Genomic DNA, 21,363 nt, shown 5'->3' with positions numbered 1-21,363 from the left:
TACGGTGGACCTAAGCCATGCTGGGGGCGGCACAGGACCGATTCCCGGCAGCCCGCCCGGATCCCGACCTGCAAAAGGAACGCCCATGAGTACTCCTCCCGTCCCGCCTCCCGTGCCGCACGATCCGCCATCCGGAAACGACCAGCCAGGCAACGGCCAGCCGGCCGAGCAGCCCGGCGCCCAGCAGCCCCGCTACGGACAAAACGCCCCGCAGTACGGGCAGAACGCACCGCAATACGGACAGAACGCACCTGGTTCGCAGCCGCCGGCAGCACCGCAGTACGGGCAAAACGCTCCGCAGTATGGCCAGAACCCGCCCCAGTACGGGCAGAACGCCCCGCAGGCCCCCGGCTACGGACAGCAGCAGCCCTATGGACAGCAGCCGTACGGCCAGTCCCCCTACGGCCAGTACCCGTCGGAGCAGCCGCAGCCGGCGGCAAGCACCGGCATCCCCCAACTGGTCAACATTTCATTTTGGATGCTGATCGCAGCCGCCGTGATCTTCGTCATCTCCCTGCTCACCGGGTTGACCCAGCTTGATGATCCGGCATTCCGGCAGGCCTTTGACCAGCAGGTCAAGGCCAGCGACGCGGGCATCACGTACGACGACATCAAGGGCGTCATCGCCGGAACCCTGGTGGTCTTCGCCATCATCGGGGCCGGACTGTACCTGCTGGTGGCCTTCTTCGTCCGCAAGGGCAAGAACTGGGCACGCATCCTGGGGACGGTGCTGGCGGCCCTGTCGGTGCTGGGCCTCTTCGGGGTTCCGTCGTTCGCCACCGTCGGCACGGTCCTGGGCATCGCGGCCATTGTGCTGCTCTACCTTCCCGCCGCCGCCCCGTACTTCCGGAAGCAGCAGTTCGGCAACCCGTATGCCGGCGGCTTCGGAAACCCCTACGGCCGGTAGCAGCCTGCCACACCACGGAAAACGGCCCGGGACGCCTCGCAGCGTCCCGGGCCCTTTTCTTTTATCCGGTGGTCCTTACGCGGTCTGGCCCGGCGCCTGTGCCCGCTGGGCGTGGTATGCCAGAATCTGCAGCTCGGTGGCCATGTCCACCTTGCGGAGGTTCACGCCTTCGGGGACCTGGAGCATCACAGGCGCGAAGCTCAGGACGCTGTGCACGCCTGCGGCCACCACGCGGTCGCAGATGCCTTGAGCCACCGCCGCCGGCAGCGCCAGCACCACCATGTTGGCTCCGGTGCGGTGCAGGACGGTTTCAAGGTCTGCCACGTCGCTGACCCGCAGCCAGCCCACCTCGTTGCCCACCACCATCTGGTCGGCGTCGAAGATCGCCACGACGTCGAACCCACGGGACTCGAAGCCGCCGTACCGGGCCAGGGCCTTGCCCAGGTTCCCGGCGCCGACGATCGCGACTTTCCAGTCGTGCGTGAGGCCAAGGGCCGCTGCGATATGGCGGCTGAGGTACTGCACCTCGTAGCCCACTCCCCTGGTGCCGTACGACCCCACATGGGACAGGTCCTTGCGCAGCGTCGAGGAACTGACGCCGGAGGCCTCCGCCAATGACTCGGACGAGACCCGCTCGACGCCCTCTGCCAGCAAGGTGTTCAAGGCACGGAGGTACAGGGTCAGCCGGGCCACCGCCGCGGGCGGGATCTGCTTGGCCGGCGCACCGGTGGCGCCCGGAATGTCCGGGACAGGCTGGGACGTTGGTTCCAAGGACGTCATTGGCCTCCCCCTACCGGGCCATGGCGCGCTGCAGCACGCGTTCCAGGCGGGCTTCGTCAATCTTCCAAAAGTCGCGCTGGACCCCGTCCACCAGGACCACCGGGATTTCCTCGGCATAGCGTTCGCGCAGCTCGGGCTGGTGGTCCACCGACTCTTCGGCCCAGGTCAGTCCCAACGAGGCGGTAACCCGGCCGACGGCGTCGCGCGCCTCTTCGCAAAGGTGGCAGTCAGCTTTGGTGACCAGGACGACGCGGGGGGTAGCCATGGCTTAACGGTATCGCCGTTCGCGGCATGCGGGCGACGCCGACGGCGGCGGGCCGGCCTATTGACTAGACTCGAGTCCATGCCCGAGGAGAAATACGTCGCCGTAGTCACGCGGCCCGTCACTGCGCCGCAGCCCGGTGAAGCGGCGTTTTTCGACGTGGACAACACCTTGATGCGCGGCGCCAGCCTCTTCCATGTGGCCCGGAAAATGCACCAGCGCGGGGCGTTCACCCTGAGGCAGGCGGCTGGTATGGCCTGGAAACAGTTCAAGTTTGTGGCCCGCGGTGAAAACATGGATGATGTCCACGCCGTCCGGGACTCGGCCCTGACCCTGGCTGTGGGCATCAGCGTTGACGATATCCGGGCGTTGGGCGAAGAGGTCTATGACGAAATGATCGCCTCCCGGATCTGGCCGGGTGCCAAGGCCCTGGCCGAGCAGCACCTGCGCGTGGGCCGCCGGGTGTGGCTGGTCACGGCCACGCCCATCGAAGTTGCCACGGTCATTTCCACCCGCCTGGGCCTGACCGGCGCCCTCGGCACGGTCGGGGAAGTCTCCGACGGAATGTACACCGGCCGTTTGGTGGGCGATATCCTGCATGGCTCGGCCAAGGCCGTGGCTGTCCAGGCCATCGCCGACGAGGAGGACCTGGACCTGAAGCGCTGCTGGGCGTACAGCGACTCCTATAACGACGTCCCGCTGCTTTCCCTGGTAGGCCACCCCGTGGCCATCAACCCCGATGCCAAGCTCCGCCGGCACGCCCGCGACCGTAACTGGCCGGTCTACGATTTCCGTGCCGGCCGCCGCGCCGCCACCTTCGGGCTTAAGGTGGCAACCTTTGGCGGCGCCATCTACGGGCTGTGGAAGGGTTTCGCCCGGATGCGCGGCCCGCGCCTGTAGCTAGCTTTCACGCGCGTCTGGATATCCCGCGAGTCTGCCTTCCCCCGCCTGCAGGTTCCCGCACCGTACCCTCCAGCGCACGAAAAAACGCCCGCCGCCTTTGCAGGCGACGGGCGTTCTCCACGCTGTTCGAAGTATTGCTACTTCTTGTTGCGGCGCTGGTGACGAGTCTTGCGAAGCAGCTTGCGGTGCTTCTTCTTGGCCATACGCTTGCGACGCTTCTTAATAACTGAACCCACGAAAGTTCCTTACAAACTAGATGCAGTATCTGTCTGATGGAAATGGTTCGTGGACAGAGCTACGAACTGGACAACTGACAGATTCTTACAATGACGTAAAACGTTCCTTAACAGGGTACCGCCTATCGGAGGCGGCTTGGGACAAGCTGCCTTAGGCTGTCTCGGAGTGACCGTCCACCACGGCACCCTTGAGGTACTGCTCCACGGCATTCTCAGGTACCCGGTAGGAGCGGCCGAACCGCACTGCCGGCATTTCGCCGGAGTGGACCAGCCGGTAAACAGTCATTTTAGAGACGCGCATGACCTCGGCCACTTCAGCCACGGTCAGGAACTTCGCGTTGGAGAAGTTCTGTTCTGCCGACATTTCCCTATTTTCCTTTGCTGACGGATGGACAACAGTGACCCCAGGTACGTGCCAATGCGGTGTTCCGATGCTGAGCCATCCACCAATCACCTAAATAGATACTCTAGATGTTCATGTGGCAGATGTGAAAGTAGGTAAAGCCACTATTTCGCCTGCCGGCGCTTCCGCGCCGAGGCAGCCAACTGCTCCAGCACGGAGGCGGAAACGTCCCAGTCCATGCAGGCATCGGTGACGCTCTGGCCGTACACGAGTTCGGAGCGGCCGGCCGCATGCTCGGCAACGTCCAGGTTCTGGGCGCCGCCCACCAGGAAGCTTTCCAGCATCACCCCGGCGATCGCCTGCGCCGCGGCGCCCCCGTCCTCAAGCTGGGCACCGATCTCCAGCGCCACCTCGGCCTGGCGGTGATGGCTCTTGCCGCTGTTGGCGTGGCTGGCGTCAACCACCAGGCGCGGGTTCAGGCCCTTTCCGGCCAGCTCCCCGGACGCCCGTTCGACGTCGGCGGCTGAGTAGTTGGGGCCCTTGCGTCCGCCGCGGAGGATGACGTGGGTATCCGGGTTCCCGGCTGTGGCCACCAGTGCCGCCCGGCCGTCGCCGTCGATCCCCAGGAACGCCTGGGCCGCCGCCGCGGCGCCGCACGCGTCGATCGCCACCTGCAGGCCGCCGTCGGTCCCGTTCTTGAAGCCGATGGGCATGGACAGGCCGGAGGCCAGCTGCCGGTGGATCTGGCTTTCGGTAGTGCGGGCGCCGATGGCACCCCAGGAAATCAGGTCCGCCATGTATTGCGGGCTGATCGGCTCCAGGAATTCGGTGGCGGTGGGCAGCCCCAGCGCGGTCACCTGCTGCAGGAACTGCCTGGCGGTGCGCAGCCCGGTGACCATGTCGTGGCTGCCATCCAGCCGGGGGTCGTTGATCAGGCCCTTCCAGCCGACGGTGGTGCGGGGCTTTTCGAAGTAGGTCCGCATGACCACCAGCAGGTCTTCCTTGTGCTTTTCAGCTTGGCTGACCAGCCGGCGGGCGTACTCCAGGCCGGCTTTGGGGTCGTGGATGGAGCATGGGCCCACGATGACCAGCAGGCGGTCGTCCACGCCGTCCATGATGGCCCGGACCTGGTCGCGTCCGCGTTCGACGACGTCAGCCGCCCGGGCGTCAAGGGGCAGTTCGGCGAGGAGCCCGGAAGGGGTGGGCAGCGCGGTGAATTCGCTGACGCGCAGGTTCGAGGTGGATGTGGTGCCGGCGTTGGCGGCTGCTGCTGTTGCGGTGCTCATGTTCGGGTCCTGTTCCAGATGGGAAGCGGGCCCGGATTTCAGAACCCGCCGGAGAAACGGCGAAGGGCAGAGAATGATCTCTGCCCTGTTGGCTCTGAAGGAATGCTGGATGCGTGTCAGTTAGACGCGGGCCCCTCCAGAGCCAACGAAAAATACGCATACCAACGGTTAGTCATGGAAAAGACCATAAGCCCGGCCGTCCGCCGCCGCAAAATCATCGTCCGTCACATTCCCGCGCCGGCCTACCCCAGGAGCTTGCGCAGGTACTGCAACTGCCGGATCCAGTGGTGTTCCTGGCCGCCTTCATGGTTGTTGAACCGGTACACCTCGATCTCCTTGGCCGCCCCGGTGGAGGATGCCCCGGACGTCCCGGAGCCGTAGGCGTTGAAGCTGGCGAAGACGGTGGACGGCGGGCAGATGTCGTCCATCTGGGCCACTGAGTAGAGCGCCGGTGCCGTGGCGTACCGGGCCAGGTTGACGCCGTCGAAGTAGTTCAGGACCCCGAGTGCGTGCTGGTACCGGTCGCGGTGGCGCGCCAGGAACTGGGCGATCTCCGGGTAGGGCCCGCGCGGGGTGATGTCGATGGCGCGGGGGAAGTCCTGCAGGAAGGGGACGTCGGGAAGGGCGGCGATGACGCCGTCGAGCCGTCCCGCAGTGAGGCCCGCCGTGGCCACCACGATGCCGCCGCCCTGGCTGACTCCGGCGAGGACCACTTTGGCTGGATCGACGGCGGGGTGGGCCTGGGCTGCCTCCACGGCGCGGAAGGCGTCCACGTAGACGCGCCGGTAGTAGTAGTCCTCGCGCTTCGCCAGGCCCCGGGTCATCAGGCCCGCGTGCGCTACGTCCCCGGCGGAGGGGTGCGGGTCCGGAGTGTCCCCCAGGGTGCCGCCGTACCCCTGGCCGCGGGTGTCCATGATGAAATGCGCGTAGCCGGCCTGGGCCCAGCGGGTGTCCTGGTTGACCAGGCCCCGGCCGCCCGAATAGCCCACGTAGTGCACCACCACGGGCAGCCTGGTGCCGTCTTCCCGGGCGGCGGGCAGGTGCAGCCAGCCCTTGACCGGCGCCCCGCCGTAGCCGGAAAAGGTGACGTCGAAAGTGTCGATGACCGTCAGGTGGTTCTCCACCGGTTCGAACGCGGCGTTCAAGGGGAAGGCCCTGGCTTCTTCGAGGGTGGCGTCCCAAAACGCGCCCAGGTCCTCCGGCGGCGTGACGTCGGAAGTGTAGCTGCGCAGCTGGGCCAGGGGCAGGTCGAAGAGGGGCATCGTTGTCCGTTCTGTCAGGGGTGGTTGGCGGCCTGGTTGCAGCCTACTTCAGCTTCACCGGATGATGACGACATCCAGCCGCCGGGGCCCGTGGACGCCTTCGACGCGTTCAAGCTCGATGTCCGAGGTTGCGCTCGGTCCGCTGATCATGGTGAGGGGCTTTGTTCCGTCCAGGCGGCGGAGCGCTTCGGGCAGGATCGCGGTGACGTCCCGGCTGCGCACCACGCAGACGTGGTGGTCCGGGATGAGCGAGATGGCGCGGCGGCCCTGGTCCGGGCTGCCGTCCAGGATGATGGTCCCGGATTCCGCCACGGTCACCGCACTGGCGGTCACCACGGCGTCTGTTGCGTCGAGCTCGGTGACGGACCTCGCTCCGTGCGCGCCGCCGTCGTACCTGATCCTGCTGGTGTCTGTCTCCCAGGCCAGCCAGGCCGGGTCCAGGCCGGCGGGAACCACGTAGGAGCCGGCCCCGGCGAGGAGGTCCCGGATGGTGGCGGGGACTGCGTCTTCGTCCACCACGGTGACTCCGGCCTTGTAGTCCTCCAACCGGTCCACCAGGACGTCGATGCGCTGCTGCGCGTCGGCCTCCCCGTCCAGCCGGTACTTCCGGGGGATGTCCGGGACGGCGGGGGCGTCCTTGAGTGCGGTGCGGACGGCCGCAAGGATCTGTTCACGGGTGCTCATGGTCTCTTGTGCTCCTTGGCCCACCAGTCACGGAAGGACTGCGCCGGGGGCGCCGGGATGTCCCGGCTTTGGGTCCAGCCGGCGGCGAGGCCGGGCAGTTTCTTGATCTTCTTGTCCCGTCCGGCGGCGGCCCGGCCCAGGGGCAGGAGCTTTTCGACGGCGGCCAGGCGGCGTCCGTCGGAGAGCGCCCAAGAGGCGGCCTTGAGTCCCACGTCCAGCTGGGACGGCAGGCCGCCGCGGTGGGCGTCCACGTCCTTGCCGCGCAGGTGGACCAGGATGTCCGGGATGTTGATCTTCACCGGACAGGCGTCGTAGCAGGCGCCGCAGAGCGAGGACGCATACGGCAACGAGCCGTTCTCTTCCGCCTCGATGCCGGTCATCAGCGGCGACAGGATGGCGCCGATGGGGCCAGGGTACGTGGAGCCGTAGGCGTGGCCGCCTGCCCGCTCGTAGACCGGGCAGACGTTGATGCAGGCGCTGCAGCGGATGCAGTGGAGCGCTGAGCGTCCCATCTCGTCGGCCAGGGCATTGGTGCGGCCGTTGTCCAGCAGGATCACGTGGAAATTCGACGGACCATCGCCCTCGGTCACGCCGGTCCACAGTGAGGTGTACGGGTTCATCCGCTCGCCGGTGGAGGAGCGCGGCAGCAGCTGGAGGAAGACTTCAAGGTCGGAGAACGTGGGAAGCAGCTTCTCGATGCCCATGACCGTGATCAGGGTTTCAGGGAGGGTCAGGCACATCCGGCCGTTGCCCTCGGACTCCACCACACCCAGCGTGCCGGAGTCGGCGATGCCGAAGTTGGCGCCGGAGACTGCCACCTTCGCGGTGAGGAACTTGGCCCGCAGGTGGGCGCGGGCGGCCATGGCCAGCCGGCGGGGTTCGTCCGTGAGGCCGGGATCGACGCCGGGCATTTCCTGGAGGAAGATGTCGCGGACCTCAGTGCGGTTCTTGTGGATCGCCGGGACCAGGATGTGGCTGGGCTTGTCGTGGCCCAGCTGGACGATGAGCTCGGCAAGGTCGGTCTCGAACGCCGAGATGCCGCGCTCTTCCAGGTACTCGTTCATGCCGATTTCCTGGGTGGCCATGGACTTGACCTTGACCACCTCATCCACGCCTTGGGCGGTGACCAGCCCGTGGATGATCGCGTTGGCCTCGTCGGCGTCGCGGGCCCAGTGGACTGTTCCGCCGCGGGCGGTGACGTTGGCTTCGAAAGCCTCCAGGAGTTCCGGCAGCCGGGCCATGACGGAGGTCTTCAAGGCACTGCCCGCCTCCCGCAGTTCCTCCCAGTCCGGCAGCTCACCGGTCACGGCCAGGCGCTTGGCGCGGATGGTGGACGTGGCGTGCTTCAGGTTCTTCCGCAGCTGGCTGTTGCCGAGCTCGCGGCGGGCAGCGGACGGAAACTTCTCTTCGGCGAACAGGTTGCCGATGCCGGGGCGCAGGCCGGGCATCCCGATCGGGGTGCGGGACATTATTTGGCCACCACCTTGACGGTTCGCCCGGCGGGCCCGGGGACCGCGACCGGTTCCGTTTCGGTGCTGGCAAGGATTTCCGCCAGGTGGAGGGTACCTATGGTGTCTGCCTGCCGCGACAGGCCACCGCCGATGTGCATCAGGCACGAGTAGTCGCCGCCGGCGCACACGGACGCACCGGTGCTGCGGATGTTCGCTGTTTTGTCCGCCAGCATCGCGGATGAGACGTCGGCATTCTTCACGGAGAACGTGCCGCCGAAGCCGCAGCACTGGTCCGCTTCCGGCAGGTCCACCAGTTCCAGGCCCTTGACACCCCGCAGCAGCCCGGCCTGCCGGCCACCCAGCGTGAGCAGCCGCATGCCGTGGCAGGACGGGTGGTACGTCACGGTGTGCGGAAAGTAAGAGCCCAGCTGCGCCGCCGGGTTGGTGACGCCCAGGACGTCCACCAGGAGTTCCGAGAGTTCGTAGGTCTTCTTTCCGACGGCGTCAGCCCGCTCTTCCAGGGCGGCGTCCCCCGCGTGCCGGGCCACCATGGGGTGCTGGTGCTTCACCGAGGCGACGCAGGAACCGGACGGCGCCACGGCGACGTCGTAATCTTCGGATTCGAAGGCCCGCACGTGGTTGGCCACCACGGGAAGGGCTTCCTTGAGGTAGCCGCTGTTGACGTGCATCTGCCCGCAGCAGGCCTGCCCCGAGGGAAAGACCACTTCGTGGCCCAGGCGTTCAAGGACCGCCACCGTTGCTTGGGCGGCGCGTGGATACATGGCGTCCACGATGCAGGTGGCGAAAAGTGCGATCTTCATGGGTTCAATTCCTGGCGGCGTTCACGGGCAGGGGCGCGGGTTCGTAGCGGCGAAGGCTCGTTCCCGTCGCGATGATTTCGCGCAGCTGCGGCAGCCCGCCCGCGGCTGCCCCGGCCGCGCGGGCCTGTACGAGCACGTTGCCCAGGGCAGTGGCTTCCACGGGTCCGGCGATGACGGGACGTCCGGTGGCGTTGGCGGTGAGCTGGCAGAGCAGGGTGTTCTGCGAACCGCCGCCCACCACATGGACCACTTCCACGGCACGGCCGGCAAGGCGTTCGGCAGCGGTGATGGTCCGGGCGTAACCACTGGCGAGGCTGTCCATGATGCAGCGGGTGATCGCCGCAGGATCGTCGGGCAGGACCTCACCGGTGCGCCGGACCGCCGCCCGGATGCGCTCGGGCATGTTGTCGGGAGCGATGAAGTAGGGATCATCGGCGTTCACTTCCGGACCACCGGCAGGAAGGGCCGCGGCCGCCGTGAGCAGGGCGGTCAGTTCCGGCCGGAAGCCCTCCAAGGCCCAGGTCCGCTGGCATTCGCTGAGCAGCCAGAGCCCGCCCATGTTGCGCAGGTACCGGATGGTGCCGTCCACCCCGCGTTCATTGGTGAAGTTGGCTTCCCGGCCGGCCTCGGTCAGGACCGGATGCTTCAGTTCCAGTCCCACCAGCGACCACGTGCCGGAGGAAATGTAGGCGAAGGCATCCTTCTCCGCAGGGACCGCGGCGACGGCGGATGCGGTGTCATGCGAGCCGACGGCCACCACCTTCGTGTCCTGGGTAAGCCCCACCGCGGCGGCAATCTCCGGCAGCAGCGTGCCGACAGTTTCACCGGGCTGGATCAGCGGCGGGAACAGGTCCTTCCGTAAGCCCAGTGGAGCGAAGAACTCGGTAGCCCACTCCCCTGCCACGGCGTCGAACAGCCCGGTGGTGGAGGCATTCGTGGCTTCCGTCCGGCGGATGCCCGTGAGCAGGAAGGCGATCAGGTCCGGGATCAGCAGGGCCTGCAGCCCGTCGAGGTCCTGTTCCGCGGCCAACTGGTAGATGGTGTTGAACTGCAGGAACTGCAACCCCGTGGTGGCATAGAGGCGCGCGGGGTCCAGCTTGGCGTGGACCGGCGCCACTGCGGCCCGGCTGCGGTCGTCGCGGTAACTGAATGGCTGCGCCACCAGCCGGCCGGCCTTGGTCACCAGGCCGTAGTCCACGGCCCAGGTGTCAATACCGATGCTGGCAATGGTTTCCCCCTGTGCCGAGGCCACGGTGGCCGCAGCCCTAAGGCCGGCAAGGACTTCGGCGAACAACGCGTCGAAGTCCCAGCGGAGGCCGCCATCGATCTCCACCACTCCGTTGGGGAAGCGGTGGACGGTCTCCAGCGACACCCCGGCGCCGGGAGTCACGCGGCCCAGCATGACCCGGCCGGACGAGGCACCGATGTCCACGGCGGCGAAGACGCCGGCGCCGGAACCAGCACCGTCAACGCCTGGAACGTGCGTGCTCATCGCAGGAAGGCTGCGGCCACTCCGGCGTCCACGGGGATGTGCAGGCCGGTGGTGTGGGACAGTTCGTTGCTGGTGAGGACGGCGGCCGCGTTGGCTACGTGCTCGGGCAGGACTTCGCGCTTGAGCAGTGTGCGCTGGGCGTAGTATTCGCCCAGCTTCTCCTCGTCGACGCCGTAGACCGCCGCGCGTTTTGCGCCCCAGCCGCCGGCGAAGATGCCGGAGCCGCGGACCACGCCGTCGGGGTTGATGCCGTTGACGCGGATGCCGTGCTCACCCAGTTCGGCCGCGAGGAGCCGGACCTGGTGGGCCTGGTCTGCCTTGGTGGCGGAGTAGGCGATGTTGTTGGGGCCGGCGAACACGGAGTTCTTGGAGGAGATGTAGATGATGTCCCCGCCCAAGCCCTGCGCGATCATGACCTTCGCGGCGGCCTTGGCCACCAGGAAGGAGCCCTTGGCCATGACGTTGTGCTGCAGGTCCCAGTCCTTTTCGGTGGTTTCCAGCAGCGGCTTGGAGATGGACAGTCCGGCGTTGTTGACCACCAGGTCCACGCCGCCGAAGGCCAGGACGGCGGCGTCGATCGCCGCGGCGACCTGGGCCTCATCCGTGACGTCCGCCTGGACGCCGATGGCAACGTCCGGGCCGCCGAGTTCTTCGGCCACATTCTGCGCATTCTCGAGGTTCAGGTCGGCGATGACCACGCACGCGCCTTCCGCGGCGAGGCGGGTGGCGATGGCCTTGCCGATCCCGGATGCCGCGCCGGTCACCAGCGCAATGCGGGTGGCGTGCGACTTGGGCTTTGGCATCCGGGCCAGCTTGGCTTCCTCCAGCGCCCAGTATTCGATCCGGAATTTCTCGGATTCCTCGATGGGTGCGTAGGTGGAGATGGCCTCGGCGCCGCGCATGACGTTGATGGCATTGATGTAGAACTCGCCGGCAACCCGGGCGGTCTGCTTGTTGGCGCCGAAGGAGAACATCCCCACGCCGGGCACCAGCACGATGGCCGGGTCGGCGCCGCGCAGCGCCGGCGAATCGGCATCGGCGTGGCGGTCGTAGTACGCCTGGTAGTCCTCGCGGTAGTCGGCGTGGAGCTCCTGCAGCCGGGCAATCGAATCCTCGATGGAGGCGTCGGCCGGAAGATCCAGGATCAGCGGCTTGACCTTGGTGCGGAGGAAGTGGTCCGGGCAGGAGGTACCCAGGGCGCCCAGGCGCGGGTGCTCGGCGGCTTCGAGGAAGTCCAGGACGACGGCGTCGTCGCTGAAGTGCCCCAGCTGCGGCTTGTCCGTGGAGGCCAGGCCGCGGATCACCGGTGCCAACGCTGCGGCTTTGGCACGGCGTTCGGTTTCCGGCAGAGCGCCGTAACCCGGGAGCTTGGCGCCGAAGGGCTCGGCCGTGCCGTTCTCTGCGATGTACTTTTCGGCCTGGTCGATGATCCACAGGGAATTGGCTTCCGCTTCTTCGCTGGTGGCGCCCCAGGCGGTGATGCCGTGGCCGCCCAGGATGGTGCCGATGGCCTGCGGGTTGGCGTCCTTGATCGCTGCGATGTCCAGGCCCAGCTGGAAACCGGGGCGGCGCCAGGGAACCCAGACCACTTTGTTGCCGAAGATCTTGGTGGTCAGTGCTTCCCCGTCAACGGCGGTGGCAATGGCGATGCCGGAGTCCGGGTGCAGGTGGTCCACATGGGCGGCGTCCACCAAACCATGCATCGCCGTGTCGATCGACGGTGCGGCCCCGCCCTTGCCGTGCAGGCAATAATCGAAAGCCGCCACCATCTCGTCTTCACGCTCAACGCCCGGGTACACGTTCTTCAGGGCGGTCAACCGGTCCAGCCGGAGCACGGCCAGGTTCTGTGGCTTCAGCGTGCCCAGGTCCCCACCGGACCCCTTCACCCACAACAGCTGGACGTCCTCGCCCGTGACCGGGTCCTTCTCGATGCCTTTGGCGGAGGTGTTGCCGCCGGCAAAGTTGGTGTTCCGCTTGTCCGCGCCGAGGCGGTTGGAACGGGAAATCAGGTCTTCAACAGTCTTGGCTGCGTTCTGCATGTTCATGCCCTTTATGCGCCCCATCCGGCTTGCTGGCCGCCTGCGCGGTCCTCGTTGATCTGTTTCTGGTAGCCGCTGGCCTTGTAGGCAGCGATCGGGTCCGCGGGCAGGCCGCGGGATTCACGCCATTCAGCCAGGATGGGCCGGACGTCGGTGTAGAACGCATCGTTGAAGATGCCGTTCGCGGCCAGCACGTCGCCGGTGCGCTGTGCCTCGCCCAGGGCGGTGGTGTCCACCAGCAGGGCGCGGGCCGTCATCTCCTGGACGTTGAGGACCGAGCGGATCTGTCCCGGGATCTTCTCCTCCAGGTTGTGGCACTGGTCCAGCATGAGGGCGACGCCGGCCTCTTTCCCGAAACCGCCGCCACGGATCACCTCGTGCATGATGCGGAAGAGCTGGAACGGATCGGCGGCGCCCACGATCAGGTCGTCGTCGGCGTAGAAGCGCGAGTTGAAGTCGAAGGACCCCAGCTTGCCCAGGCGAAGCAGCTGCATCACGATGAACTCGATGTTGGTGCCGGGGGCATGGTGGCCGGTGTCCAGGCAGACGAACGCCTTCTCCCCAAGTGCCAGGGTCTGCGCGTAGGACGTGCCCCAGTCCGGGACATCGGTGTGGTAGAAAGCCGGTTCGAAGAACTTGTACTCCAGCACCAGCCGCTGTTCATCCCCCAGGGCCGCGTAGATTTCCTGCAGGGATTCGGCCAGCCGGTCCTGCCGGCCGCGGATATCGTCCTGGCCCGGGTAGTTGGTGCCGTCCGCCAACCAGATCTTCAGGTCGCGTGAGCCCGTAGCGTGCATGATCTGGATGCAGTCCAGGTGATGCTCGATGGCGCGGCGGCGCACCGACTCGTTGGAGGAGGTCAGGGAACCGAACTTGTACTCGTCATCCTGGAAGGTATTGGAGTTGATGGTGCCCAGCCCCACCCCCAGGCCGGCGGCGTAATCCTTCAGAGCTGCGTAATCGTCCACCTTGTCCCACGGGATGTGCAGGGCCACGGTGGGGGCCAGCCCGGTCAGTTCGTGGACTTTGGCGGCATCGGCCAGCTTTTCCTGGACCGTGCGCGGCGTGCCGGGCGTACCGAACACCTTGAACCGCGTGCCTGAATTTCCATAGGCCCACGAGGGGACCTCGATGGCAAGCTCCTCGAGCCTGCCCAGCGCCGTTGCTACGTCGTTCATGATGTTCTTTCCGGTGTGTGGTTCGTGTGGTTGTGGTGCCCCGCTGCTGGAGCCCTGTTGCTGTTGGTGCGAAAGTTGTGCGCGCAGGCGGTCAGCCTGCGGATGCGCTGGCCGCCAACTGGCTGTCAAGGTTGAAGACTTCCTCCAGCACGCGGAACCCCTCATCGGGCGACTGGCCGGAGTCTTCAAAGAGTGTTGCCATTTCCGCCTGCCACCTGGCGTTGACCTCCGTCAGGGCCATCCGGGCGCGGACGGCGTCGAAGTCGTCACATTCCACGTACCCCACCAGGAGCCCGTCGTCTCCCAGGAACAGCGAATAGTTGTGCCAGCCGGCTTCTTTGAGGGCGATCAGCATCTCCGGCCATACCGCTGCGTGCCGGCGGCGGTACTCGTCGATGAGCGCCGGCTGGACCGAGGAACGGAAACAGACCCTCATTGGTTCTCCTGTTCAAACTCGCGCTTTTTTGAATCGTTTCATTGTTACGATTCAAAGTACAGTTGAACCTGAGCAGGTGTCAAGCAATGGCAGAGAACTTTTGATCGTCCGCGCGGGACACCCGGCCGCGGACAGACCAGCACGGAGATTCGATGAACCGGACAGCAAGTATCAAGGACGTCGCCACCCACGCAAGCGTGGCCGTGGGAACGGTCTCGAACGTCCTGAACTACCCGGACCGGGTATCGGAGCGGACCAGGGAACGGGTCCTGCGGGCCATCGACGAGCTGGGCTTCGTCCGCAATGATGCCGCCCGCCAGCTCCGGGTTGGCCACAGCCGCACCATCGGCCTCATTGTCCTGGACGTGGGCAACCCCTTCTTCACCTCCGTGGTCCGCTCGGCCGAGGACGCCGCCGCCCTCCAGGGCAGCGCCGTGCTGCTCGGGGACAGCGGACACGACGCCGGCCGCGAAGCGAATTACATCGACCTCTTCCAGGAGCAGCGCGTTCAGGGCCTGCTGATTTCCCCGGTAGGCGATGTCACGGACCGGTTGGACCTCCTCCGCGAGCGCGGCGTCCCCACCGTCCTGGTGGACCGGCTGGCTGACGAATCCAAGTTCAGCTCCGTGGCAGTGGATGACGACGCAGGCGGTTACCTCGCAGCCCGGCACCTGCTGGACACCGGCCGCCGCCGGCTCGCCTTCGTGGGTGGCCCCACCTCCATCCGCCAGGTGGCGGACCGCCTCGAAGGCGCCCGCCGAGCCGTCAAGGAGGAACCGGACGCCACCTTGGAGGTGCTGGACTCGGAGGGCCAGACGGTCCTTGCCGGCCGAAGCGTGGGCGACATGCTGGTGCAGCGGGGCCGCGCGGAGCTGCCGGACGGAATTTTCTGCGCCAACGACCTCCTGGCCCTGGGCGTCATGCAGTCCCTCACCATGACGCACACCTTCCGCATCCCGGAGGATGTGGCATTGATTGGTTATGACGACATCGATTTTGCGGTTTCCGCCGTGGTCCCCCTGTCCTCCATCCGCCAGCCCACCGAGTTGCTGGGGCGGACGGCGATCGAGCTGTTGTCCGAAGAAGTGGAATCCCAAAACCCTGTCCACCGGGCGGTAGTGTTCACGCCCGAGCTGGTGGTACGGCAGAGCACGGCCGCGCCGGCAGCCGGCTGAGCCGCGGGTCCGCTACTTGTCCTGCTGCAGCAGCCATTTCATGGACTCGGACCGGGACGTGAAGAAGCGCGTGGGGCACGGCGGAATGTGGACACCCAGGAAAAAGTTGGCGATGATCCGGTCCACCGGGCTTGCCCCGAGCAGGGCGATGCGGTTGGCCGCGCACGGGATGGAGAAGACCCCGCGGGCTTCCCGGCTGACAGACTCCGTGGTGGCCATGTCCACCAGCATGGGGTAGCTGCCGTCGCCGGCGATGTCGTTGACCGTGGCCATTGCTGCCTGCGCATCGTGGACTTCGATCCGTACCTTGGGCTCCCAGATGAGATGGAGAATGCCGTCCGGGCCCAGCTCCACCGTCCCCTTGCCGCCGTCGACCAATACGGGTTCCATGTCCCGCCTCCCTCCAGTGGGCAGATGTACGCCTCCTATCTTGCCTCAGTGCGGAAGCGACCTAAACCTTCTCCACCAGCAGGTTGCGGTAGGCGGCGCGCAGCGGTGCCATCTGGCGGAATCCGATCCGGCCGCCGCCCAACACTTTGTCCGACGGATCGTGCCACTGAAAGAGCCTCAACCCGTTGATGGCGAACTCCACCCGTGGCCCTTCTTTCACGACGTTGAGGCGGTAGAAGCCGGCGGCGTCTTCCGTGGGCGGCAGCGGATCCGCCCCTTGGGCCACCAGTTCGAAGCCGGCACTCTTTCGGAGGTTGCACGTGCGGAAGGCGCGCTCGGACTGGTGTTTGTGCCGGAAGTAGGAAACGTGCAGTACATCGATGTCCCCCGAGTGGTACTGCGGGTAGTACCCGGTCCGGGGCGCGAGCGAAGGGCTGAAAAGGTCCAGCCCGCCCTGTCCGGCGGCCGCGAAGAACAGCATGGCCAGGCCCGGTTCGGCGAGCGGCAGGAAGTCCCAGCTGATGCGGATGCCGTCCGGAAACTCCTCGGGGCACCAAAAGGTCCAGTGCGCATGGTCGCCGAACTCGCCGTCATCCAGGGTGCCGGACAGCTCCAGGGCGCCGTTGTGTCTGCCGAGGCCCAAGGGCCCTTCCGCCACCCAGCCGGCGACATCGTCCGGGCCTGCCAGCGGGTTGCTGTAGAGGACGCCCGTTTCCAAGCCCGCGGCGTCCACCTAGCCCTGTCCCGACGTCGTACCCAATGCCGGCTCAAGGACTCCGTATCCCAGCCGGCCAAGCTGCCGGGCCACCTCCCCGGCCACCAGCATGGCACCCTGCTGCGAGAAGTGGGTGTTGTCCGCCAGACCACCCGGCCAGCGGGCGTGCTCACCGGGCGCGAAGTGGCAGAAGAGGTTCCGCGATCTGTCGCGCCCCAGCCGCAGGTACAGGTCCCGGGTCCAGGCGTTCAGGTCCACCACCGGCACCCCCAGTTCCAGGCCGAGTTCGCGGACCACCTCGGGGTAGTCCTCCAGGCTTGCCTCCAGGACAGCGCCCGACGCCGGGCCGTCGCCCTGGTGCCTGGCGTCGAGGAAGTGCCGCCGCTCCACCGAGGTGCACAGGAGCGGCGCGGCGCCGGCCCCGTGCACCTCGTCCACCATGGTGCGCAGGTTGGCCGCGTATCCGGTTCGCGCGGCGAGGTGCTGCTTCTTCTGGTCGTTGTGGCCGAACTGGATGAGCACCGCGTCGCCGGGCCCGGCCTCGGCCAGCAGGTCCGCCCAGAGTCCCTCGTCGCGGAAGGATTCCGTGCTTGCCCCGCCTTTGGCGAAGTTGTGCACCGAGCCCCACCGGTAGGTATGCGGCGGAAGTTGCGCTCCCCAACCGCTCATCGGGAACTCTTGGGTGGGGCAGTCGGCAACCGTGGAGTCGCCGGCCAGCAGGATTTTCATGGTGTGCTTCCTCCAGTACGGGGTCAGCCCTTGACGGAGCCGATGAGCATGCCCTTGGCAAAGTGCTTTTGCAGGAACGGATAGAAGATCAGGATGGGCAGGGTGGCCACCACGATCACCGCAAACTTGATGCCCTGTTCCGGCGGGATGTAGTTGGGGTCCACGTTGCCGGTGCCCAGGAGGTCCGAGGCGGCGGTGACCTGCCGCAGGTACATCTGCAGCGTCCACTTGGAGTTGTCGCTCAGGTACAGCAACGGGGACATGAAGTCGTTCCAGATCCCCACGGCGTAAAAGAGCGCGAACGTTGCGAGCACCGGCTTGGACAGCGGCAGCAGGATCCGCCAGAGGATGCCGATCTCGGTGGCGCCGTCCATCTTGGCCGATTCCTCAAGCTCGGCAGGGAGTTCCTGGAAGAAGTTCTTGATGATGATCAGGCTGAAGGGGTTGATGGCCGCCGGCAGGATCAGGGCCCAGTAAGAGTTGAGCAGGCCCAGGTCCTTGACCAGCAGGAAGGTGGGGATCATGCCGCCGGAGAAGACCATGGCGAAGACCACCAGCGACAGGATGACGTTCCTGCCACGCAGGCTTTTCTTGGCCAGCGGGTAGGCCATGGTCACGGTGAAGGCCAGCTGGACCAAGGTGCCCACGGCGGTGACCAGGATGGTGGTGACCAGGGCGCGGGTGAACGCCGGGGTGGCGAAGATGTACTCGTAGGAGCCCAGGGTGAATTTCTCGGGCCAGACGAAGAATGCCCGGCGGGTGATCTCCGCTTCGGTGGCGAAGGACCCGGCGAAGACGTAGACGAACGGCAGCAGGGTGATGATGCCGATCAGGGCAAGGAACACATAGTTGACGGCGTCGAAAACCCGGCCGCCGCGGGTGTTGTGGATTTTCATGGCTAGAACAGTCCGCTCTGGTTGAATCGTTTGGCCAGCCAGTTGGTGCCGAAGATCAGCACGATGCCCACCAGGGATTTGAACAGGCCCACTGCCGTGGAGTAGCTGTAGGCGCCCTGGGTGATGCCCACGAAATAGACGTAGGTGTCAAAGACGTCCGCCACCTCGCGGTTGAGGGCGTTGGTCATCAGGTAGATCTGTTCGAAGCCGGTGTTGAGCATCTGCCCGATGGCCAGGATCAGCATCACGATGATGGTGGACCGGATCGCGGGAAGCGTGATGTGCCAGACCCGGCGGAACCGGCCGGCGCCGTCGATGATGGCGGCCTCGTACTGGTCCTGGTCCACCGTGGCCAGGGCGGCCAGGAAGATGATGGTGCCCCAGCCGGTGTTCTTCCAGATGTCCTGCAGCACGATCAGGGGCCGGAACCACGCGGGATCGGACAGGAAATCGATGTTCGTGCCCATGACGTTGTTCAGGAACTGGAACAGCGGGCCGATGTCCAGGGCGAACAGCAGGAAGCTCAGGGACGCCACGATGGTCCAGGACAGGAAGTGCGGGATGTACACCAGGGTCTGGACCGTGCGCTTGAGGACGGACAGGCGTACCTCATTGAGCAGCAGGGCCAGGACGATGGTCAGCGGGAAGGCGATGCCCAGGTTCAGGAATGCCAGGATCAGGGTGTTGCCCAACAGCCGGGGAAAATCCGGGTTGGCAAAGAAATCCGTGAAGTTCTGCACTCCCACCCAGGGGCTGCCGTTTACCCCCAGGAACGGGACGTAATCCTTGAACGCGATGGATACGCCATACATGGGGGCGTACCGGAACACCGCGAAGTACACCACGCCTGGCAGCAGCAGCAGGTACAACCACTTGTAGTGCGCGAAATGGACGGAAAACCTGCGGTTCTTCCGTTCCCGCACGGGCGGCCGGTTGGCCGCCCGTGCCTCAGCCTCGACAACGGGGGCTGCCATTTACTTGTTGTCCTGCCAGAGCTTGTTGATCTCTTCCTTGACCTTGTCGCCGCCGCTGGTGTTCCACAGCTTGATGGCGTCCTTGAGCCCCTGCTCATCGATCTGGCCCGCCAGGTACTTGATCCGGGCATCGGCCACGATGTTGTCCAGCTGGGCTCCCTTGGCCACATAGGTGGCGGAAACGTAAGGCGCTGCCGGGTTGTAGACGGCGCTCTTGAGGTCCTCCGCCATGACGTCGGTGCGCTTGTCGAAGACCTGCTGCTCGTAGTCGCTGGCCTGCTTGACCGGGTAGAACTGGTTGCCGGCAACGTTCATGCCCAGCTGGGCGTAGCTCTTGATGTCCGTGGTGACGGCCTTGCTGGCGTCCGTTTCCGGCTTGACCGGAGCGGCCTTGCCGTCCACCACCGTGAAGTTGACGCCCTCAATGCCGTTGTTCAGGAGGATGCCGGCGTCCTTGCCGTTGAGGGTGTTCAGGAATTCCAGGACCTTGTCCAGTTCGGCTTCCGTCCGGACACTGGCTTTCGGGACGGCCAGGAAGCCGGAGTAGCCGTCGGTGGGGTGGGCGTGCAGCTTGCCGTCGGGGCCTTCGAGGTTGCCCACGAAGCCCACCTTGTTCTGGAAGTTGTTGGGATCTGCCTGCTTGAACAGGTTGATGAGGACGCTGACCCGGGAATCGACGTCCACGATGATGCCGCCCTTGCCGTTGAAGAATGGTTCATTCCATTTGGTGCTGTCGAACGTGGCGAAGTCGGGGTTGATGAGCTTCTCATCCACCATCTTCTTGATGAAGCGGTCCGCTTGGAGGAACTCGTCGGTCTCGAAGCTGGGTACCAGCTTTCCGTCCCGCTCGGTCCAGCGGTTGCCGGCCCCGAACCATTCCTCGATGACGTCGTAGGGGCTGTTGCTTCCCAGCGCGCCCCATTTGGGAATCGTGATGCCGTAGGTGTCATTCTTGCCGTTGCCGTCCGGGTCCTGCTCGGTGAACGCCTTGGCCACCTTGTAGAGGTCCTCCACGGTCTTGGGCGGCTGCAGGCCCAGCTTGTCCAGCCAGTCCTGCCGGAACATGACCGCGGTCCGCATCGGGGCGCGGCCGCGGAAGATGCCGTAGACCTTGCCGTTGACGCTGGCGTTCTGCTGGATGTCCGGGTAGGTGGTCTTGAGGTTGGGGTACTTGTCCAGCTTGCCGGTGAGGTCCCAGAAGGCACCGGCCTGGGCGTTCTTGACGAACCCGGGGCTCTTGCCCTGGATCACCATGACCTGCGGGATGTCCGATCCTGCCAAGGTGATGTTGGTCTTGTCCTCGTAGGAGGCGTTGGGAGCCCAGTTGATCTTTACCTGCTTGCCGGTGATCTCCTCCAGCTTCTTTTGCACTGCGCCGTCCGCGCCGGGCGGCTGCGCCTCGAGGAAGGGCGCCATGATGGACACCGAGGTGAGGTCGGCGGCCGGGGCGTCACCTCCGCTGCAGGCCGTGAGGGACAGGGCAGCGGCGGTGACGACGGCGGCGGCCAGGGAAAGTTTCCTGCGGATCATATTCTTCCTTTTCCACTTCATTGGGGTTCATTGGGCCTTAGGGCCAGTATTGATACGTTTCATTTAGAAGCCGGGCATGGCCTGGCCGCACCCGGGAGGAGGGCGGTCAGGCGGTGGAGGCTCCCTGCAGGGCGGCCCGGCCGTCCGGTTCCACTGCCAGCGCTTCGGCTACCGATTCGTCATTCGCGGTGAAGAAGCGGTCGCAGAGCCAGCCGGTCAGGAAGAGCCAGGCTCCGATGCTGAAGAACGGAATCAGGCCCGGGAGCGCCGCGCTGGCGTACGCCGCGGCGGCGGTGACGAACAGCAGGATGACGGTTCCCGCAAGATGCCGCACGGCAAAGCGCGACGACGTCAGCAAGTACTGCCGCAGCGGCAGTTCGTAGCGGGCATACAGGGGAAACACGTAGCACGCTGCGCCGGCCAGGAAGATTGCGGCAACAAAGATGCCTGCCGCCATGAGCTGCGCGAAGAGCCCGCGCCCCGCCGAAAAGTAGTTCCAGTTCAGGGCAAGAGCAACGGAGACGGCCATGACCGGCAGTGCAAGGATGTTCGCGCGGCCAAAATTCCTGGTGTATCCGGCAGCAAATCCGCGCACCAGCGGAGCCGCCTCCCCCCGGGCCCGCTTGCGCACCAGGATCTGCGCCGCGGCCGTGGCCGGCCCGGCACCAAGGATGCCGCCACCCATCAGGGTGAACACGATCCACAGCAGGTTCAGGCCCGCAATCCATGCGAGCGTGTCAAAGAATGAATAGGCACGCGCACTGAAGGTCCCAGACAGCATGGCTGGGCTCCCTTCTGTTCTCCATCGTTGCAGAGGCGAAGCGGAAAGTGTCCCGCATCACGCTGGTAATCGGTTTCTCGAAAATCTAGACCC

General features: G+C 66.0%; 23 protein-coding genes. 3 read left to right on the top strand and 20 right to left on the bottom strand.

Translation table 11 applies throughout. The annotated features are described in order from the left end of the window. Positions 1–85 precede the first annotated feature (85 nt). The gene (locus tag DC347_RS09530) at positions 86–907 is read left to right on the top strand and encodes a hypothetical protein (RefSeq protein ID WP_109045202.1); all 822 of its coding nucleotides are present in this window, start codon (positions 86–88) and stop codon (positions 905–907) included. 75 nt (positions 908–982) lie between these two features. Here DC347_RS09530 and DC347_RS09525 read toward each other — a convergent pair whose 3' ends face one another. Next, complete coding sequence (locus DC347_RS09525; RefSeq protein WP_109045201.1) at positions 983–1,687, bottom strand: redox-sensing transcriptional repressor Rex; 705 nt, start codon at positions 1,685–1,687, stop codon at positions 983–985. Between the two features lie 10 nt (positions 1,688–1,697). Continuing rightward, on the bottom strand, positions 1,698–1,952 hold the full coding sequence (locus tag DC347_RS09520) for a glutaredoxin family protein (protein ID WP_109045200.1): 255 nt from the start codon (positions 1,950–1,952) through the stop codon (positions 1,698–1,700). Positions 1,953–2,030: 78 nt separating this feature from the next. Between DC347_RS09520 and DC347_RS09515 the strand changes: the two genes are divergently transcribed. After that, positions 2,031–2,849, top strand: a complete 819-nt coding sequence (locus DC347_RS09515) for an HAD family phosphatase (protein ID WP_018761776.1) — start codon at positions 2,031–2,033, stop codon at positions 2,847–2,849. Positions 2,850–2,989: 140 nt separating this feature from the next. Here DC347_RS09515 and DC347_RS09510 read toward each other — a convergent pair whose 3' ends face one another. The 11 genes from DC347_RS09510 to DC347_RS09460 form a co-directional block, all read right to left on the bottom strand. Then, positions 2,990–3,088, bottom strand: coding sequence for an AURKAIP1/COX24 domain-containing protein (locus DC347_RS09510; protein ID WP_003792170.1), 99 nt, complete (start codon positions 3,086–3,088; stop codon positions 2,990–2,992). A gap of 151 nt (positions 3,089–3,239) precedes the next feature. Next, the gene (locus DC347_RS09505; protein ID WP_018761777.1) at positions 3,240–3,452 is read right to left on the bottom strand and encodes a helix-turn-helix domain-containing protein; all 213 of its coding nucleotides are present in this window, start codon (positions 3,450–3,452) and stop codon (positions 3,240–3,242) included. Positions 3,453–3,595: 143 nt separating this feature from the next. Beyond that, a complete protein-coding gene (locus DC347_RS09500) occupies positions 3,596–4,717 on the bottom strand; it encodes a 3-deoxy-7-phosphoheptulonate synthase (RefSeq protein WP_109045199.1) in 1,122 nt (373 codons plus the stop codon). 242 nt (positions 4,718–4,959) lie between these two features. Continuing rightward, complete coding sequence (locus tag DC347_RS09495; RefSeq protein WP_109045198.1) at positions 4,960–5,979, bottom strand: acetylxylan esterase; 1,020 nt, start codon at positions 5,977–5,979, stop codon at positions 4,960–4,962. Between the two features lie 54 nt (positions 5,980–6,033). Beyond that, the gene (locus tag DC347_RS09490) at positions 6,034–6,663 is read right to left on the bottom strand and encodes an LUD domain-containing protein (RefSeq protein ID WP_018761780.1); all 630 of its coding nucleotides are present in this window, start codon (positions 6,661–6,663) and stop codon (positions 6,034–6,036) included. Beyond that, a complete protein-coding gene (locus DC347_RS09485; protein WP_109045197.1) occupies positions 6,660–8,132 on the bottom strand; it encodes a LutB/LldF family L-lactate oxidation iron-sulfur protein in 1,473 nt (490 codons plus the stop codon). Before DC347_RS09485 ends, DC347_RS09490 begins: the two co-directional genes overlap by 4 nt. Beyond that, complete coding sequence (locus DC347_RS09480; protein WP_109045196.1) at positions 8,132–8,935, bottom strand: (Fe-S)-binding protein; 804 nt, start codon at positions 8,933–8,935, stop codon at positions 8,132–8,134. The genes DC347_RS09485 and DC347_RS09480 overlap by 1 nt, the downstream gene beginning before the upstream one ends. Before the next feature lie 4 nt (positions 8,936–8,939). After that, the gene (locus DC347_RS09475; RefSeq protein ID WP_109045195.1) at positions 8,940–10,427 is read right to left on the bottom strand and encodes a rhamnulokinase family protein; all 1,488 of its coding nucleotides are present in this window, start codon (positions 10,425–10,427) and stop codon (positions 8,940–8,942) included. Next, complete coding sequence (locus DC347_RS09470) at positions 10,424–12,466, bottom strand: bifunctional aldolase/short-chain dehydrogenase (protein ID WP_165838006.1); 2,043 nt, start codon at positions 12,464–12,466, stop codon at positions 10,424–10,426. Before DC347_RS09470 ends, DC347_RS09475 begins: the two co-directional genes overlap by 4 nt. Before the next feature lie 11 nt (positions 12,467–12,477). Continuing rightward, entirely contained in the window at positions 12,478–13,644 is a 1,167-nt protein-coding gene (gene rhaI, locus DC347_RS09465; RefSeq protein WP_109045193.1) for an L-rhamnose isomerase, read from the bottom strand. A gap of 91 nt (positions 13,645–13,735) precedes the next feature. Then, on the bottom strand, positions 13,736–14,080 hold the full coding sequence (locus DC347_RS09460; protein WP_109045192.1) for an L-rhamnose mutarotase: 345 nt from the start codon (positions 14,078–14,080) through the stop codon (positions 13,736–13,738). Between the two features lie 152 nt (positions 14,081–14,232). Between DC347_RS09460 and DC347_RS09455 the strand changes: the two genes are divergently transcribed. Continuing rightward, positions 14,233–15,255: a LacI family DNA-binding transcriptional regulator gene (locus tag DC347_RS09455; RefSeq protein WP_018761787.1), complete on the top strand. Its 1,023-nt coding sequence runs from the start codon at positions 14,233–14,235 to the stop codon at positions 15,253–15,255. Between the two features lie 12 nt (positions 15,256–15,267). On the opposite strand, the gene DC347_RS09450 is transcribed toward DC347_RS09455, so the two are convergent. From DC347_RS09450 to DC347_RS09420, 7 genes are all read right to left on the bottom strand, one after another. Beyond that, on the bottom strand, positions 15,268–15,645 hold the full coding sequence (locus DC347_RS09450; RefSeq protein ID WP_109045191.1) for an STAS/SEC14 domain-containing protein: 378 nt from the start codon (positions 15,643–15,645) through the stop codon (positions 15,268–15,270). Between the two features lie 61 nt (positions 15,646–15,706). Continuing rightward, entirely contained in the window at positions 15,707–16,363 is a 657-nt protein-coding gene (locus tag DC347_RS09445; protein WP_240617741.1) for a DUF1961 family protein, read from the bottom strand. Between the two features lie 15 nt (positions 16,364–16,378). After that, on the bottom strand, positions 16,379–17,089 hold the full coding sequence (locus DC347_RS09440) for a rhamnogalacturonan acetylesterase (RefSeq protein ID WP_018761790.1): 711 nt from the start codon (positions 17,087–17,089) through the stop codon (positions 16,379–16,381). Between the two features lie 23 nt (positions 17,090–17,112). Continuing rightward, on the bottom strand, positions 17,113–17,985 hold the full coding sequence (locus DC347_RS09435) for a carbohydrate ABC transporter permease (protein WP_018761791.1): 873 nt from the start codon (positions 17,983–17,985) through the stop codon (positions 17,113–17,115). 2 nt (positions 17,986–17,987) lie between these two features. Further along, positions 17,988–18,959 (bottom strand): sugar ABC transporter permease, encoded by a 972-nt coding sequence (locus DC347_RS09430; protein ID WP_109045189.1) that lies wholly within the window; start codon positions 18,957–18,959, stop codon positions 17,988–17,990. After that, positions 18,960–20,489 carry an extracellular solute-binding protein gene (locus DC347_RS09425; RefSeq protein WP_018761793.1) on the bottom strand — a complete coding sequence of 510 codons (1,530 nt, stop codon included), beginning with the start codon at positions 20,487–20,489 and terminating at the stop codon, positions 18,960–18,962. It lies immediately after the preceding gene. 106 nt (positions 20,490–20,595) lie between these two features. Beyond that, positions 20,596–21,270 carry a YesL family protein gene (locus DC347_RS09420; protein ID WP_109045188.1) on the bottom strand — a complete coding sequence of 225 codons (675 nt, stop codon included), beginning with the start codon at positions 21,268–21,270 and terminating at the stop codon, positions 20,596–20,598. Between the last annotated feature and the right edge of the window lie 93 nt (positions 21,271–21,363).

The sequence above is a fragment of the Pseudarthrobacter sp. AG30 genome, assembly GCF_003116525.1.
Taxonomy (GTDB): Bacteria; Actinomycetota; Actinomycetes; order Actinomycetales; family Micrococcaceae; genus Arthrobacter.
This window is presented reverse-complemented; position numbering and strand designations above follow the sequence as displayed.

Bases quoted from the DNA above. Each gene is read 5' to 3' on its own strand.
- DC347_RS09455 (WP_018761787.1), top strand. From the start codon at position 14,233: ATGAACCGGACAGCAAGTATCAAGGACGTCGCCACCCACGCAAGCGTG.
- DC347_RS09475 (WP_109045195.1), bottom strand. From the start codon at position 10,427: ATGAGCACGCACGTTCCAGGCGTTGACGGTGCTGGTTCCGGCGCCGGC.
- DC347_RS09470 (WP_165838006.1), bottom strand. From the start codon at position 12,466: ATGCAGAACGCAGCCAAGACTGTTGAAGACCTGATTTCCCGTTCCAAC.
- DC347_RS09480 (WP_109045196.1), bottom strand. From the start codon at position 8,935: ATGAAGATCGCACTTTTCGCCACCTGCATCGTGGACGCCATGTATCCA.
- DC347_RS09420 (WP_109045188.1), bottom strand. From the start codon at position 21,270: ATGCTGTCTGGGACCTTCAGTGCGCGTGCCTATTCATTCTTTGACACG.
- rhaI (WP_109045193.1), bottom strand. From the start codon at position 13,644: ATGAACGACGTAGCAACGGCGCTGGGCAGGCTCGAGGAGCTTGCCATC.
- DC347_RS09495 (WP_109045198.1), bottom strand. From the start codon at position 5,979: ATGCCCCTCTTCGACCTGCCCCTGGCCCAGCTGCGCAGCTACACTTCC.
- DC347_RS09505 (WP_018761777.1), bottom strand. From the start codon at position 3,452: ATGTCGGCAGAACAGAACTTCTCCAACGCGAAGTTCCTGACCGTGGCT.
- DC347_RS09520 (WP_109045200.1), bottom strand. From the start codon at position 1,952: ATGGCTACCCCCCGCGTCGTCCTGGTCACCAAAGCTGACTGCCACCTT.
- DC347_RS09425 (WP_018761793.1), bottom strand. From the start codon at position 20,489: ATGATCCGCAGGAAACTTTCCCTGGCCGCCGCCGTCGTCACCGCCGCT.
- DC347_RS09460 (WP_109045192.1), bottom strand. From the start codon at position 14,080: ATGAGGGTCTGTTTCCGTTCCTCGGTCCAGCCGGCGCTCATCGACGAG.
- DC347_RS09435 (WP_018761791.1), bottom strand. From the start codon at position 17,985: ATGAAAATCCACAACACCCGCGGCGGCCGGGTTTTCGACGCCGTCAAC.
- DC347_RS09530 (WP_109045202.1), top strand. From the start codon at position 86: ATGAGTACTCCTCCCGTCCCGCCTCCCGTGCCGCACGATCCGCCATCC.
- DC347_RS09490 (WP_018761780.1), bottom strand. From the start codon at position 6,663: ATGAGCACCCGTGAACAGATCCTTGCGGCCGTCCGCACCGCACTCAAG.
- DC347_RS09430 (WP_109045189.1), bottom strand. From the start codon at position 18,959: ATGGCAGCCCCCGTTGTCGAGGCTGAGGCACGGGCGGCCAACCGGCCG.
- DC347_RS09500 (WP_109045199.1), bottom strand. From the start codon at position 4,717: ATGAGCACCGCAACAGCAGCAGCCGCCAACGCCGGCACCACATCCACC.
- DC347_RS09485 (WP_109045197.1), bottom strand. From the start codon at position 8,132: ATGTCCCGCACCCCGATCGGGATGCCCGGCCTGCGCCCCGGCATCGGC.
- DC347_RS09525 (WP_109045201.1), bottom strand. From the start codon at position 1,687: ATGACGTCCTTGGAACCAACGTCCCAGCCTGTCCCGGACATTCCGGGC.
- DC347_RS09450 (WP_109045191.1), bottom strand. From the start codon at position 15,645: ATGGAACCCGTATTGGTCGACGGCGGCAAGGGGACGGTGGAGCTGGGC.
- DC347_RS09515 (WP_018761776.1), top strand. From the start codon at position 2,031: ATGCCCGAGGAGAAATACGTCGCCGTAGTCACGCGGCCCGTCACTGCG.
- DC347_RS09440 (WP_018761790.1), bottom strand. From the start codon at position 17,089: ATGAAAATCCTGCTGGCCGGCGACTCCACGGTTGCCGACTGCCCCACC.